Source organism: Reyranella sp., assembly GCF_030651995.1.
Taxonomy (GTDB): domain Bacteria; phylum Pseudomonadota; class Alphaproteobacteria; order Reyranellales; family Reyranellaceae; genus Reyranella.
In genome coordinates this window covers 1-13,545 of the sequence record NZ_JAUSBN010000016.1, presented here as the reverse complement: position 1 = coordinate 13,545, position 13,545 = coordinate 1, and the positions used below count along the sequence as shown (strand labels likewise).

Sequence of the window (13,545 nt, the reverse complement as noted above, 5' to 3'; positions counted from 1 at the left end):
CGACCCGGGCCGCAGCACCAACGCCGCATGCAACAAGGCCCCCCTTTTTGCAGCCGCCGGTCGCCGAAACCGCCCAGACCGTACTCGATCCCCGACATCCAATTCTCCGCCCGCTGTGCTTCGGACAGAGAATCGAACCGCCTTACTCGACGCAACTACGATGTGTGAATGCGATAGCCCGATAGGGGGAGAGGCTAGGTGAGGGGGTTACAGGTGGTGCGTCACCCCCTCACCCAACCTCTCCCCCTATTGGGGGCGAGGAGTATGAATTGTTGACCGAAGATCAGCGCTTCGGTGTCACGGTGGGCGGACGCGCGGGTGCCGCGAGTCCGTCCGGAACTCTGAAGGTGAGCGTCGTGACGAACCGCATCCCGTCATAGGGCGCGGTGCCGTGCGTGCCCGGCGTGTTGTCCGCCAGCGACACCTCGATCGCATAGGTGCCCTTCCACGGCAGCGCGACCTCGAAGGCGCCGGCCTCGTCGGTCTTCAGCTCCCTGGTCCAGCCGAACTCGGTCACGATCTCGGCCCTGGCCCCGGGCAGGGGCTTGCCATCATAGAAGACCTTGAAACTGCCCGGCTTGCCGGCCGGCACGATGTCGAGCGGGATCAGCGGCTTGCGCTCGCCGAAGTCGGCTATGTAGCGCGCCGAGTACCGGTCGAGCGTTCGGATGGCCTTGTCGACCGGCTTGCGCTCGGTAACCCGCGCCTGCTCGGCCACCACGCTGCCGGTGCCTTCGGGCACGCCCGAGAACTGGAAGGAGGTCGGCTTCTTCTCGGCCTTCAGCGCCACGTCGCCCGACGCGCCGAAGGCCTTGGCGGCCGGCATCGGCTCGAAGCGGTCGAGCAGGCCGGGCGAGCCCTCGCGCAGGTTCTCGCCGAACTCGCCGAAATAGAGCTGGTAGCCCCCCTCGCCGGGCTCGAGCCACAGCGCATGGGACGACGCGGCGCCCGCGAACGAGAGCCACAGCAGGGCGGCGAGGACAATGCGCATGGGTCGACGTTTCCTCCGACGATACATCTAGCAGAGATGCGATCAATTACCAGTCGCATCTCCTTCTGGCACTTCACCTGGCGCCGGGCTATAGGCGGAACAAATCGTCGGGCGACTGATCCGACGAAGCGGGGAGGCGACATGGAACTGCCGAAAGAAGGGCTCGCCTGGCGCGAGATCGAGGCGCTGCTGAACGACGCCAAGAAGGACGATGTCTCGTGGCGGGATGCCCGCATGGCTGTCTACTACTACTACCTCGATGACGAACTCGCCGATGTTCAGAAACGGGCCTATGCCGCCTTCTGGACCGAGAACAGCCTCGGCAAACGCGCCTTCCCGTCCCTGGCGAAGCTCGAGTCCGACGTCGTCGACTTCGGTCTGGCGCTGCTGAATGCACCGGACGACGCGGCCGGCACCTTCACGTCGGGCGGCTCGGAAAGCATCTTTCTCGCGGTCCAGACGGCGCGCGACTGGGCCCGCGAAACCAAAGGCATCCGCGAGCCCAATTTCGTCGTCCCGCGGACCGCCCACCCGGCCTTCAGCCGCGCCGGCCACGCGCTCGGCATCGATGTGCGCCGGGTCCCCACGACGCGCAACGACTTCAAGGCCGACATTGGCGCCATGGCATCGAGGATCGACGACAACACGATCGGCCTCGTGGGGTCGGCGCCCTGCTACCCGTTCGGCGTGTTCGACCCGATCCGCGAACTCGGGGAACTCGCGCTATCGCGCGGCCTCTGGTTGCATGTCGATGCCTGCGTCGGCGGCTTCCTGTCGCCTTATGTCAAGCGATTGGGCCACGCGCTCCCCGACTGGGACCTTTCCGTGCCGGGCGTGATGAGCCTCTCGGCCGACCTGCACAAACACGGCATGGCCGCCAAGGGCGCCTCGCTCATGCTGCTGCGCTCGAAAGAACTGAAGGAGAAGTACCAGACTTTCGATTTCCGCGAGTGGGAACGCGGCCCCTACATCGCCTGGACGATGCAGGGCACGCGGCCCGGCGGCGCGGTCGCCGCCGCGTGGGCGACACTCCAGCATCTGGGCGACGCGGGCTACTTGCGCTGTGCCCGGATGATCATGGACACCAAGAAGGCGCTGACCGACGGCATCGGCCGTATTCCAGGCCTGGCCGTTCTGGAGCCCAGCGAGCTCTCGATCTTCGTCACCCGTTCGGCCGATCCGGCGCTCGACATTGGTGCGGTATCGGATGCCATGGGCACCCGTGGTTGGCTGATCGGCCGCCAGGTCGAACCGCCCGGCATCCATATGCACCTGAACCCCAGCCACGAACGCATGGTGGACGAATACCTGGCCGATCTCGCCTGGGCTGTCGACCAGGTCCGAAAAAGCGGGGCCCGGTCCGGTCACGCCGGGTCGACCTACTGACGAGCGGCGCAGTGCTCGAGACAACAAAAAGCCGCCGACAGTTGGCTTAAGGGTCGGCGGCTTTTCGAGCTGGTTGCGGGGTCGGCGCCATCCTGCTCGAACAGAACGATGAATGGGCTGTCCAGCGCGCCCGCTACATCACGCTGGAAAGCATCGCGCCCGTCGGCGATGATCCCATTGTCGGCCTGCCCATCCGTCGAGCGGTGGCATCGAGTTGCCAAGGAGATCGAGCGGTAGCAGGCACCTGAAATCTCCTCGAACCTCACAGGAATGATTCCTTGAACTTCGACTTTCCCGATGAATTCAAGCAGCTTCGCGACACCGCGCGCGAGTTCCTTGTGGAGCGTTGTCCGCCCGCCGCAACACGCAAGGCGCTCGAGCGCGCCGACAAGGTCGACAGGGTCCTATGGCGGGAGATCGGCGAGATGGGATGGCTGTCGGCAGCCATCCCTGAAGCGTATGGCGGACTGGGCCTCGGCCATCTCGCCGTCTGCGTGCTGGCCGAGGAGATGGGCCGGGTGATCGCGCCAGTGCCTTACGCTTCGTCGGTCTACATGGCTACCGAAGCGCTGCTGCTCTATGGCACCGAGGAGCAAAAGAAGAGCTATCTTCCACGCCTCGCGACAGGACAGGCCGTCGGCACACTGGCGTTCGTCGAAAAGGCTGGCCCGTTGAATCCAGCGTCGTTCGATACCCGCTTCCTCGACGGCCGTCTGACGGGAACGAAGTTGGTCGTTCCCGACGGCGACGTTGCCGATTTCGCGATTGTCGCCGTGCGCAGCCTGGAGGAAGCGCCCAGCCTCTGCATTGTCGATCTTGGCGATGCTGCCGTATCAAAAATGGTTCGTCCGACGGTCGATCCATCCCGCGGCCACGCCACGATCCGTTTCGAAGGGGTACCAGCGGAACCATTGCCGCAAGCGAATGGCGCCACTGCCTTCCAGAGCCTGATCGACCGTGCGGCGGTCATGATGGCCTTCGAGCAGCTCGGCGTCGCGACGGCGGCGCTGGAGATGGCGCGCGACTACGCAAAGAGCCGCTACGCCTTCGGTCGGCCCATCGGCTCCTTTCAGGCGATCAAGCACAAGCTGGTGGAGGTCTATATCGCCACCGAGCTAGCGCGGTCCAATTGCTACTGGGCCGCGTGGGCTCTCGAGAGCGAATCGAGTGAGTTGGCGGTGGCGGCGGCTGCCAGCCGCATCGCCAGTTGCGATGCGGGCTGGACCGCCACGCGCGAGAACATCCAGACCCACGGCGGTATGGGCTTCACCTGGGAGATGGATTGCCATCTCTACTACCGCCGGGCCCGGCTCCAAGCGCTCGCGCTCGGCAGCGCGCGTGAATGGAAGCGCAAGCTCCTCGGTGCGCTGTGGGCCCGCGAGAGCGCGGCCACCCCGACCGACTACGCGGCATAGGGAACGGCATCATGGACTTCACCGATTCATTCGACGAAGCAGAGTACCGCGCCAAGTGCCGGCGGTTCCTGGACGCAACTCTCCCGAGGCGCCATCCCGGTCACGTGCGAGGCTACCGTCGAGGCGAGGATGGTCCCGATGTGGTGCCGCAGGCCAAGGCCTTTCAGCGCAAGAAATTCGACGCCGGCTTTGCCGGAATCACGTGGCCCAAGGAATGGCACGGGCAGGCTGGCACGCCCGTCCAGCAGATGATCTACGACCAGGAAGAGGCGAAGTACGACACGACCGTCAATGCCATCGGCCTGCAGCTCAATATCTGCATGCCGACGATCTGCCGGTGGGGCACGCAGGAACAGCGGGATCGCTTCGCGCCGCCGGCCCTGCGCGGCGAGGAAGTATGGTGTCAGTTCTATTCCGAGCCTTCTGGCGGTTCCGATCTCGGTTCGCTGCGAACGCGCGCGACACGCGACGGCGACGAATGGGTGATCAACGGCCAGAAGATCTGGACGTCCCTCGCGCACGAAGCCGACTGGGGTGTGCTCATCGCGCGCAGCGACTTCGATAAGCCCAAGCACGAAGGGTTGACGTTCTTTTACCTCAGCACCAAGACACCGGGTGTCGAGATTCGGCAGATCAAGCAAATGTCAGGCGCCTCGCACTTCAACGAAGTCTTCTTCAAGGACGCCCGCATTCCTGACAGCCAGCGGCTCGGTCCGGTCGACGGCGGCTGGAAAGTCGCCATGAGTCTGCTGATGGGCGAGCGTTACTCGCTCGACGACGATTTTGGCCCATCGTTCAAAGAACTCTTCTCGCTGACCCGCCAGCTCGAGTTGAACGGCCGGCCCGCGTTCGAGGATGGCGGGGTGCAGGACCGGCTCGCCGACTTTTACGTCAAGGCGCAAGGTTTGCGCTTCACCCGCTACCGCATCATGACCTCGCTGGCCCGCGGTGAGGCACCAGGGCCGGAGGCCTCGATTGGCAAGCTGGTGGCGGCGACCATGATCCAGGACGCGGCATCGTACGGGCTGGAGTTGCTGGGCGCCGCAGGTGCCGAGATGGGCGCCGACATGCCGCTCGAGGGCATCTTCGAGGAGTCCTTCCTCGACTCGCCGGCATTTCGGATCGCCGGCGGCACCGACGAGATCCTGCGCAACACGATCGGCGAACGCGTGCTCGGCCTGCCTCCCGACCTGCGCGCCGACAAGGGCATGCCCTTCAAGGCGATCCCGGTCGGCTCGAAATGACCACCGCGCAGAAGGGTGGGCCGCTTTCGAGTGGTCGGGATCGCCTGGGCCCGGCCCGGATATCTCACGGAGATTAGGTGCATCGGAGCACGGGCTTTGAGAGTTGTCGTGCGGCAACGACTTAACTCTGTCCCAGGAAGAGCTCCGATGCGAACAGACTGCACACCCAGGGCGAGGCCAATCCCCGCTTCGTCGTGACCTCGCTCGGCCGGCAGCGCGCTGACGCCCGCACCCTCTACGAGGCCCTCTACCGCGCCCGTGGCGAGATGGAGAACCGCATCAAGGAATGCCAGCTCGACCTCTTCGCCACCTGCCCTGAGCGAAGCCGAAGGGACCGCACCTCGACCGCGACGATGCGCGCCACCAGTTGCGCCTGTGGTTCGCCTCAATGGCCTATGTGCTGCTCGAAGGGCTGCGCCGTATCGGCCTCAAGGCGACAAAGCTCGCCAACTCCGCTTCGGCGCGGATGACCGAACTCGCCCAGACTACCCCCCACAGCGCTTCAGACCTGCCTCATCAACGGCAACGACGCGCCATCCTCGAAGCCACCAAAACCACTCAACTGCGTGAGACATCCGGACTAGGAAATGCGCCCACTTTCCATGTGAACGATCTGGTCCGTGAACTGGGCGGCCGCGCGCGGATCGTGGGTGATCAGGATGACGGTGCGTCCCTCCGTGGCGGCTCGCAGCGAGGCGATGAGCAAGCGCGCGGTGCCGGCGTCGAGATTCTCGGTCGGCTCGTCGAGGATCAGGATACGGGGATCGCGAAGGAGCGCGCGCGCCAGGACGAGCCGGCGCGCCTGGCCGGCGGACCGGCGCGCGCCCGCCTCGCCGATCCATGTGTCGAGCCCGTCGGGCAGGCCGCGTACGAACTCGGCGAGCTGCACGACATCGAGGACTTTCTCCAGAGCAGTCGCGTCGGCCTCGGGCGCCGCCATCAGGAGATTGTCGCGGACCGAGCCGTTGAAGAGCTGCGCGTCCTGCGTGGCGATGCCGACGAGGCGACGCAGGTCCTCCGGGCGATAGCGGCGCAGATCGTGCCCACCCAACCGGATCTCCCCTTCATAGTCCCAGAAGCGCACCAGCAGCCGGCCGAGCGAACTCTTGCCGGCTCCGCTGGGTCCGAGAATGGCGAGATGCCGGCCATCGGGAATCGCGAGATCGAGCCCGTCCAGGGCAGGCGGCGACCCGGGCGCGTAGCGCAATCGCACCGACGAGAAGACGACGCTGGCGTCCTGCGGCGTGGGCGACAGGTCGGGACCCGCCACGATGGCAGGCGTGCGATCGGCGAGATCGAAGATGCGGCGGGCCGCAGCCCTCACCTCGCCCCACCGCTCCATGGCCGCCGGCAGCGGCGCCACGGCTTCGAACGCCGCCAGCGCCGCAAGCGCGAGCGCCGGAACGAGAGCGGGCGCGACCTCGGGCAGAAGACCTCCTACGGCGACACTCGCCGAGGCCAGCAACGCGGCGCACCACAGGGCCAGACCGGCCGAAAGGCCGACCGCCGCCTCCGCCACCACCCCCGCGGTCGAGGCGCGGCACTGACTGTCGACCAGGCGCTCGCCCAGCCCGTCGATCGCGGCAAGCTGGCGCTCGACGGCGCCCGCCGCCCGGAGATCCGTCAGGCCCTGAAGAAGATCGACCGTGGCCACGCGTAGCGCCGCACGCGAAGCGACGGCTTCCGCGCCGGGCGCGGCTGCGGCGCGGCGCGCCCATGTCGGCACGATGCCCCCGGCGACGATCAGCAGCACGGCGAGCGCCAGCGCCGTCGGCGGATGCAGGGCGGCGACGACCAGCACGATCGCGACGCCGCACATCAGCGCCACGGCAATCGGCGAGGCGAGGCGCAGATAGGCGTGCTGAAGCGTGTCGACATCGGCCTGCAGGCTGCCTGCGAGGTCGCCGCCGCGCCGCGACTGGAGCTGGCCCGGCGACAGGGGAATGAGCCTCCGGAACAACCAGAGGCGCAGGCCGGCCAGGAGTCGGAAGGTGGCCTCGTGACTCAGCAGCCGCTCGCCATAGCGGCCGCCGGTGCGGACGATGGCGAAGAAGCGGATGCCCACCGCCGGCAGGAAGTAGTTCATCATGCCGGTGGTGACGCCGGCGATTCCCATGGCGGCGATGAACCAGCCGGCGATGCCCATCAGGGCCACGCTCGCCAGCACCGTGGCGCAGGCGACGAGGACCGCCAGCCCCATCCAGCCGCGCCACGGCCGGGCGAGCCCGAGCAGGCGACGAGCGACAGCCATGTCCCTCATGGGGCGAGCCCCGCGTCGCTGAGGAGGCGGGCGAAGCGTCCATCGTCCGCCTCGAGCGCGGCACGCGGCCCCTGCTCCACGATGCGTCCTTCCTCCAGGAACACGACGCGGTCGGCAAGACGCACGGTAGCGAGGCGATGCGTGACGATCAGTGTGGCGCGTCCCGCCGCGAGACGACGGATGGCGTCGGCCACCGAAGCTTCCGTGCCGCGGTCGAGCCCAGCCGTACCCTCGTCGAGAAGCAGCACACCGGCCTTCTCCTTGAGGAAGGCCCGTGCCAGCGCCAGCCGCTGGACCTGGCCGCCCGACAGCGTCTCGCCATGTTCGCCAAGCGCCGTGTCGTAGCCACGGGGCAGCGCCGCGATGAACCCGTCGGCAGCGGCCAGCCCAGCCGCCGCCCGCACGCGGTCGAGGCCGGCGTCCGGGTCTGCCAGTCTTATGTTGTCGAGCACGCTGCCTTCGAACATGTGCGGCCGCTGCGGCACGACCGCGACATGGCCGAGCCAGTGCGCGGGATCGAGGGTGGCGAGGTCGTGGCCGTTCGCGAGAACCCGACCCGATTGCGGGCGCAGCAACCCCAGCAGCAGCGACAGCAGCGTACTCTTGCCCGCGCCGCTCGGCCCGACCAGGGCCACGATCTCGCCCGGCACGAGACGCAGGGAGAAGTCCCGGAGGGCAGGCCGGTCCGGCTCCCAGGCGAAGCTCACGCTTTCGCACTCGATCGTGATATCTGCGCCGAGAACGGGCCGCTCCTCGCCGGCCGGCCCTGGTGGTTCGGCGTGCAGGTCGAGGATGCGCTCGGCCGCGGCCAGCGCTTCCATGCGCGCGTGATAATCGAGGCCGAGCTGACGCAGCGGGGCGTAGAACTCGGGCGCAAGCAGCAGGACGAAGAACGCGGCTTCGAAGCCCAGCGCGCCGTCGAGCAGGCGGAAGCCGATCAGCACGGCGACCAGCGCGATGCCCACGGTCGCGAAGAACTCCAGCGCCAAGGTCGACAGGAAGGCGACCCGCAGCACCGCCATCGTACTCTTGCGATAATCCTCGGCCGCTTCCGCGAGACGCTCGGCTTCGCGATCGCCGGCGTTCAGCAGGCGCAAGGTCGTCAGCCGCTGCAGCCCGTCGAGCAGCCGGCCGGACAGGCGCAGCAGGCGCAGCCACTGCCGGCGGTTCAGCTTCTCCGCACCGAGCCCCAGCAGGATCATGAACAGCGGAATGACCGGCGCCGTCACCAGCAGCACGAGGCCGGAAATCCAGTCACGCGGCAGGACGACGACCAGCACGAGCGGCGGCAGGACGACGAGCACGCCGAGATGGGCGAGGAAGCGCGACACGTAGGCGTCGAGCGCATCGACACCTTCGAGCACGATGTCGCGGCCTCACCGGTGCTGCGGCCTGCGTTCGTTGCAGGTCCAAGCGACGCCAGATGGCGCAGCAGCGCCGACCGGATGCGCGCCTTGACGCGGCCGGCGGCCACGAGCGCTGCGCGACCGGAAGCGGTGGCGAGGAAGAAGCGCAGCAGGAGCAGCGGTAGCACCGGCAACAGCCAGGGAAGCGCCGACGAGACGGATGCCTTCTCCATGACGACCGGGGCGATGGCGTGAGCCAGCAGCCAGGCCTGGGGCACGGCGAGGGCCGCCGCGAGGGCGCCGAGCACGATCGCGCGCCGCACGCCGCTGTTCGCGGCTTCGGCGATCTCGGCACGCAGCCAGCGCTCGACACCAGCGCGACGACGGCCAGGCGCGTCCGCCTGGATTTCGGTCATGGACGACGAATCGTCAGGTCAGCGAACGGGACGCGTGGGCGACGGCGCGTCGACGGCGCTGGAAACGTCCAGCGATTCGCCGGGATCGCGCGCCGCCCGGGCCGCATCCTCCTGCGCCTCGAACAGCACGCCGGCCGAGACGGCGACCAGCACCATGAAGCCCGTGCCGAGGAACCACGACAGGTACCAGGGTCCGTAGTCGCCGAGGATGATGCCGAACAGGATGGCAAGCGCCGCGAGCGCCATGGCGATGATGTAGCGCAGGAACATGTCCGATCCCCCTTAGTAGGCGTGGTCCGAGGTCTCGACGTGCTTCACGCTGACCTTGCCGCGCATCACCCAGAAGGCCCAGCTCGTGTACCAGACGATGATCGGCATGAAGATCACGACGAAGCCCACCATCCAGGTCAGCGTCACGAGGCTCGAGCCGGAATTCCAGACCGTGAGGCTGTGCGAGGGATTGCTGGACGACGGCATGATGAAGGGGAACATGGCGGCGCCGACCGTGCCGATCACGCCGATCCACGCCAGGGCCCCCAACCACCAGGCGAGGATCGGCCGCCGGATCGCATGGGCCAGCGCCCCCAGCAGAAGCCCGGCATAGACCAGCGCCGGCAGCACCCATAGCGCAGGATGCGCGGCGTAGTTCGCCAGCAGGCCGCCAGGCACCCGCGCCACCTGCTGGTGCAGCGGCGTCTGCGGCACGCCGGGATCAGGGCCCGCCACCAATTTGAAGCCCTCCATGGCGGAGACCCAGAAGCCCGCGACGGTAAAGATCACGAGCGCCGCAAGACCGCCGGCGATCGCGGCACGCCGGGCGCGGCTGCCGATCGGGTCGTCCGCACCGTTGGCGAGGCAGGAGCCGCCCATGTAGACCGCGAGCGCGACCGACATCAGCCCGCACAGGATGGCGAAGGGATTGAACAACCACAGGAAGCTGCCGGTGTAGAAGGACGTCAGGCGCCAGTCGAAATGGAACGGCACGCCCTGCAGCACATTGCCGATCGCCGCGCCAAACACCACCATCGGGACAAGGCCGCTGACGAACAACGCGGCGTCCCAGACGCCGCGCCAGGCAGGCGAGGCCAGCTTGCTGCGGTACTCGAAGCCCAGTGGACGCAGGATCATGCTCCACAGCAATACCAGCATGACGATGTAGAAGCCGGAGAAGGCCGTCGCGTAGACCAGCGGCCAAGCCGCGAAGATCGCGCCGCCGCCCAGGATGAACCACACCTGGTTGCCGTCCCAGTGCGGACCGATCACGTTGAGCGCAACGCGCCGCTCCGAGTCGGTGCGTCCGACATAGCGCAGGAGAGTGCCGACGCCCATGTCCATGCCGACCATGGCGCCGATGCCCGTCAGCAGCACGCCGAGCAGGACCCACCAGACGACCAGGAGAATCATGTAGGTTTCCATGACGCGTCTCCCTCACTGCGCCGCGAGTTTGCGGCCGGCCGACGGAAGGCCTGCGGCCGCGGCGTGACCGGCGCCGGGTTCTTCCGGTCCCTTCCGGATGAACAGGAGCATCAGGTAGATCTCGACGATCGCGAAGGCGGTATAGAGCAGGATGAAGCCCGACAGCGAGAACACCATGTAGGCGACGCTGTGGGTCGACGCCGAAAGCCAGGTCGGCAGCATCTCGTTGACGGTCCAGGGCTGGCGTCCGACCTCGGCAACCAGCCATCCGAACTCGCAGGCGAGGAACGGCACCGGCACCATCAACACGGCCGCCCACTGGAACCAGCGTTGGCGCTCGATCTGGTTGGAAAGCGTCATCAGCGTCGCCAGCACGAGGTAGGCCAGCATCAGGAGGCCGAAGGCCACCATGATGCGGAACGACCAGAAGACGATCGCGACGTTCGGGATTGTGTCGCGCGCGGCGCGGGCGATGTCGGCGTCGGTGATCTTGGAGAGATCTCCCTGAGGGGCGTAGCGCAGCACCAGGAACCCGTAGCCCACGTCCTTGCCATGTGCCTTGAACTGGGCGAGTGCCGCCTCATCGCGCGGATTGGCGCTCAGCCGCTCCATTGCCTGGACGGCCGGGATGCCGTTGCGGATGCGCTCCTGCGCCTCGACCTGGAGCTGGTCGATCGCCGGCACCACGCCGTCGAGAGAATGCGTGACCAGGATCGACAGCATCGCGGGAATCTGGACCGTGAAGTAGTTCTTCTGCTCGGCCTGGTTCGGGAAGGCGATGGCGTTGAAGGCCATCGGCGCCTTCTCCGAGGTCCACAGAGCCTCCATGGCGGCGAGCTTGGTCGGCTGGACCTTGGCCCCGACATAGCCCAGCGCATCGCCCAGCGTGATCACGCCGGCGCCGCCCAGCATGCCGAACACCGCCGCGATGCGGAAGGAGCGGCGGGCGAGATCGAGATGGCGGTTCTTCAGCATGTACCAGGCGCTGATGCCGCAGACGAAGACGGCCGCCGTCACGTAGCCCGCGAGCACGGTGTGCACGAACTTGGACTGGGCGTCGGGGTTGAAGAACAGCGCACCGAAGTTCTGCAGCTCCATGCGCATGGTGATGGGATTGAACTCGGCGCCCTGCGGGTGCTGCATGAAGCTGTTGGCCACCAGGATCCACAGCGCCGAGAAGTTCGATCCAAGGGCCACGGCGTAGGTCACGATGAGATGCTGGGCCTTGGACATCTTGTCCCAGCCGAACACCATCAACCCGATGAAGGTGGATTCCAGGAAGAAGGCCATCAGGCCCTCGATCGCGAGCGGCGCGCCGAACGTGTCGCCGACGAAGCTCGAATAGAAGGACCAGTTGGTGCCGAACTGGAACTCCATGGTGAGGCCAGTGGCGACGCCCAAGGCGAAATTGATCAGCAGCAGGCGGGTCCAGAACTGGGCCATCTGCTTGTAGATCTCGCGGCCCGTGGTGACGTAGATGGTCTCCATCACCGCCAGCAGCACGGTGAGGCCGAGCGTCAGCGGCACGAACAGGAAATGGTAGAGGGCCGTGGCGGCGAACTGCGCGCGCGACAAATCCACGACGAGATCATTCACCATCGACACGCCCCCACTCCCCGCCTTCGAACGCCTGGGGAATTCTATCTAACACAGGCCAAGGTACCACGTTCGGGCGCATGGATCTTTGACCCTGATCAATCACCATCGGGAAGTCAGCCTGTAGCCATCGAAGCAGCCTGCCGGTCTGCTTGCTTCTTCAGCCTGCCGCCTCGCAGGCTCATGAGAAAAGCCCATCGTAGCCGGAGGAGGAAAGCGAGTCGCTGATCCTGGGGGTTGCTTGGAGCGTGTTTAGCCCACTGTCATCGCGGGCAACCGACGACAATCCAACAGCTGCCCATTTACTCGGCCATCGCGACAGCGGACGATCTCGAAAGCCGTTGAGCGAGATCAAGACACATCAGGCCTCGCCCGCTATCCTTGAGATTGGAGCGACAGGCGTTACCGCCTTCACCGGAGTATGTCGATCACCGGGAGCGTGCCACGAATGAAGCGACTTCTCGTAGCCACCGATTTCTCGACGCGCTCCGATCGGGCGCTTCGGCGGGCCGCGCTGCTGGCGCGCGAGAAGGCGGCCGAGTTGATTCTCGTTCACGTCATCGACGATGATCAGCCCCGCAGCCTCGTGCAGTCGGAGCAGCGCGAAGCCGCTGCGATACTGCACGATCTGGCTACCACGCTGCGGAAGAACGACGGGCTGGCCTGCGAGACCCATCTGGCGCTCGGTGATCCCTTCCGAGCGATCGGCGACGCCGCCGAGACCTTCGATGCCGATCTTGTCGTCATGGGACCGCATCGGCGGCAAATTCTGCGTGAGGTATTCGTCGGAACGACCGTGGAGCGGACGATCAGGCAGAGCAGGCGCCCCGTAATCATGGCCAATGCCGTTCCCGCCAAGCCGTACGAGCGCATCCTCATCGCGACCGATTTCTCGGAGTGCTCCGCCCAGGCCGTCCAGGCGATCCGAAAACTCGGTTTGCTGGAAGGCCGCGAAGTCGGAATTCTACACGCCTTCGATGCCCCGCCCAGGAGCTTGATGCTGAGCGCCTCGATGACGACGTCCGAGATCAAGCACCAGATCGCAGAGGAAGAGGACCGGGCCGGCGCTGAGCTGGAACAGTTCCTTCACAACATTCGCTTCGCGCCGGCACGGCGTCTCGTTGCCCCCATCGAGCACTCGGCGGCAACGACAATTCGGGACGGCTCGCTCAAGTGGCGCGCCGACCTCATCGTGCTCGGAACCCATGGCAGATCGGGCGTCGGCCGGGTCTTGCTCGGGAGCGTCACCGAGGACGTTCTGCGAGACTCGAAGATCGACGTGCTAACCGTCCCGCCCCTTGCTGGCGACGCGGCACCGCGGGAGCCCTGAGGCGTCGTCGAGCGTCGGTGGCGATTTCGGACCGCGTCCCGCCGGTCAGGCGCATGATTGGTCCCCAAGTCGACCAGGTCTCGGCGCCCGGCATCGGACCATCAGCCCTTCCGCTCTGATTCACATCAAAGCGGTCTCGCCGCAA

General features: G+C 66.7%; 12 protein-coding genes and 1 pseudogene. 5 read left to right on the top strand and 8 right to left on the bottom strand.

Features of this window, described 5'->3' with window-relative positions:
* Positions 1 to 283 precede the first annotated feature (283 nt).
* Complete coding sequence (locus Q7V45_RS03895) at positions 284 to 991, bottom strand: DUF4198 domain-containing protein (protein ID WP_304847274.1); 708 nt, start codon at positions 989 to 991, stop codon at positions 284 to 286.
* A 141-nt stretch (positions 992 to 1,132) separates the two neighbouring features.
* Here Q7V45_RS03895 and Q7V45_RS03890 point away from each other — a divergent pair, with 141 nt between their 5' ends.
* On the top strand, positions 1,133 to 2,377 hold the full coding sequence (locus tag Q7V45_RS03890) for an aminotransferase class V-fold PLP-dependent enzyme (protein ID WP_304847271.1): 1,245 nt from the start codon (positions 1,133 to 1,135) through the stop codon (positions 2,375 to 2,377).
* On the opposite strand, the gene Q7V45_RS03885 is transcribed toward Q7V45_RS03890, so the two are convergent.
* On the bottom strand, positions 2,371 to 2,643 hold the full coding sequence (locus Q7V45_RS03885) for a hypothetical protein (RefSeq protein ID WP_304847268.1): 273 nt from the start codon (positions 2,641 to 2,643) through the stop codon (positions 2,371 to 2,373). The genes Q7V45_RS03890 and Q7V45_RS03885 overlap by 7 nt on opposite strands.
* 12 nt (positions 2,644 to 2,655) lie before the next feature.
* Here Q7V45_RS03885 and Q7V45_RS03880 point away from each other — a divergent pair, with 12 nt between their 5' ends.
* From Q7V45_RS03880 to Q7V45_RS03870, 3 genes and pseudogenes are all read left to right on the top strand, one after another.
* The gene (locus tag Q7V45_RS03880) at positions 2,656 to 3,792 is read left to right on the top strand and encodes an acyl-CoA dehydrogenase family protein (protein WP_304847264.1); all 1,137 of its coding nucleotides are present in this window, start codon (positions 2,656 to 2,658) and stop codon (positions 3,790 to 3,792) included.
* An 11-nt stretch (positions 3,793 to 3,803) separates the two neighbouring features.
* The gene (locus tag Q7V45_RS03875; RefSeq protein ID WP_304847261.1) at positions 3,804 to 5,036 is read left to right on the top strand and encodes an acyl-CoA dehydrogenase family protein; all 1,233 of its coding nucleotides are present in this window, start codon (positions 3,804 to 3,806) and stop codon (positions 5,034 to 5,036) included.
* 176 nt (positions 5,037 to 5,212) lie between these two features.
* Positions 5,213 to 5,490, top strand: a pseudogene (locus Q7V45_RS03870) (transposase); the annotation flags it as partial.
* Positions 5,491 to 5,616: 126 nt separating this feature from the next.
* On the opposite strand, the gene cydC reads toward Q7V45_RS03870, so the two are convergent.
* From cydC to Q7V45_RS03840, 6 genes are read right to left on the bottom strand one after another with little or no spacing between them, the layout of a single operon-like run.
* The gene (cydC, locus tag Q7V45_RS03865; protein WP_304847258.1) at positions 5,617 to 7,287 is read right to left on the bottom strand and encodes a thiol reductant ABC exporter subunit CydC; all 1,671 of its coding nucleotides are present in this window, start codon (positions 7,285 to 7,287) and stop codon (positions 5,617 to 5,619) included.
* 5 nt (positions 7,288 to 7,292) lie between these two features.
* On the bottom strand, positions 7,293 to 8,627 hold the full coding sequence (cydD, locus tag Q7V45_RS03860; protein ID WP_304847279.1) for a thiol reductant ABC exporter subunit CydD: 1,335 nt from the start codon (positions 8,625 to 8,627) through the stop codon (positions 7,293 to 7,295).
* Positions 8,522 to 9,058, bottom strand: coding sequence for a hypothetical protein (locus Q7V45_RS03855; protein ID WP_304847255.1), 537 nt, complete (start codon positions 9,056 to 9,058; stop codon positions 8,522 to 8,524). Before Q7V45_RS03855 ends, cydD begins: the two co-directional genes overlap by 106 nt.
* 18 nt (positions 9,059 to 9,076) lie before the next feature.
* A complete protein-coding gene (locus tag Q7V45_RS03850; protein WP_304847252.1) occupies positions 9,077 to 9,328 on the bottom strand; it encodes a CydX/CbdX family cytochrome bd oxidase small subunit in 252 nt (83 codons plus the stop codon).
* A gap of 12 nt (positions 9,329 to 9,340) precedes the next feature.
* On the bottom strand, positions 9,341 to 10,474 hold the full coding sequence (gene cydB / locus Q7V45_RS03845; protein WP_304847249.1) for a cytochrome d ubiquinol oxidase subunit II: 1,134 nt from the start codon (positions 10,472 to 10,474) through the stop codon (positions 9,341 to 9,343).
* Between the two features lie 12 nt (positions 10,475 to 10,486).
* Positions 10,487 to 12,073, bottom strand: a complete 1,587-nt coding sequence (locus tag Q7V45_RS03840) for a cytochrome ubiquinol oxidase subunit I (RefSeq protein ID WP_304847277.1) — start codon at positions 12,071 to 12,073, stop codon at positions 10,487 to 10,489.
* Positions 12,074 to 12,518: 445 nt separating this feature from the next.
* Here Q7V45_RS03840 and Q7V45_RS03835 point away from each other — a divergent pair, with 445 nt between their 5' ends.
* Positions 12,519 to 13,400: a universal stress protein gene (locus tag Q7V45_RS03835; protein WP_304847246.1), complete on the top strand. Its 882-nt coding sequence runs from the start codon at positions 12,519 to 12,521 to the stop codon at positions 13,398 to 13,400.
* Positions 13,401 to 13,545: the final 145 nt, after the last annotated feature.

What these genes read in the sequence shown, in the direction of transcription:
- Q7V45_RS03895 (WP_304847274.1), bottom strand. Translation starts at nt 991, where the DNA reads ATGCGCATTGTCCTCGCCGCCCTGCTGTGGCTCTCGTTCGCGGGCGCC.
- Q7V45_RS03890 (WP_304847271.1), top strand. Translation starts at nt 1,133, where the DNA reads ATGGAACTGCCGAAAGAAGGGCTCGCCTGGCGCGAGATCGAGGCGCTG.
- Q7V45_RS03875 (WP_304847261.1), top strand. Translation starts at nt 3,804, where the DNA reads ATGGACTTCACCGATTCATTCGACGAAGCAGAGTACCGCGCCAAGTGC.
- cydC (WP_304847258.1), bottom strand. Translation starts at nt 7,287, where the DNA reads ATGGCTGTCGCTCGTCGCCTGCTCGGGCTCGCCCGGCCGTGGCGCGGC.
- Q7V45_RS03855 (WP_304847255.1), bottom strand. Translation starts at nt 9,058, where the DNA reads ATGACCGAAATCCAGGCGGACGCGCCTGGCCGTCGTCGCGCTGGTGTC.
- Q7V45_RS03850 (WP_304847252.1), bottom strand. Translation starts at nt 9,328, where the DNA reads ATGTTCCTGCGCTACATCATCGCCATGGCGCTCGCGGCGCTTGCCATC.
- cydB (WP_304847249.1), bottom strand. Translation starts at nt 10,474, where the DNA reads ATGGAAACCTACATGATTCTCCTGGTCGTCTGGTGGGTCCTGCTCGGC.
- Q7V45_RS03840 (WP_304847277.1), bottom strand. Translation starts at nt 12,073, where the DNA reads ATGGTGAATGATCTCGTCGTGGATTTGTCGCGCGCGCAGTTCGCCGCC.
- Q7V45_RS03835 (WP_304847246.1), top strand. Translation starts at nt 12,519, where the DNA reads ATGAAGCGACTTCTCGTAGCCACCGATTTCTCGACGCGCTCCGATCGG.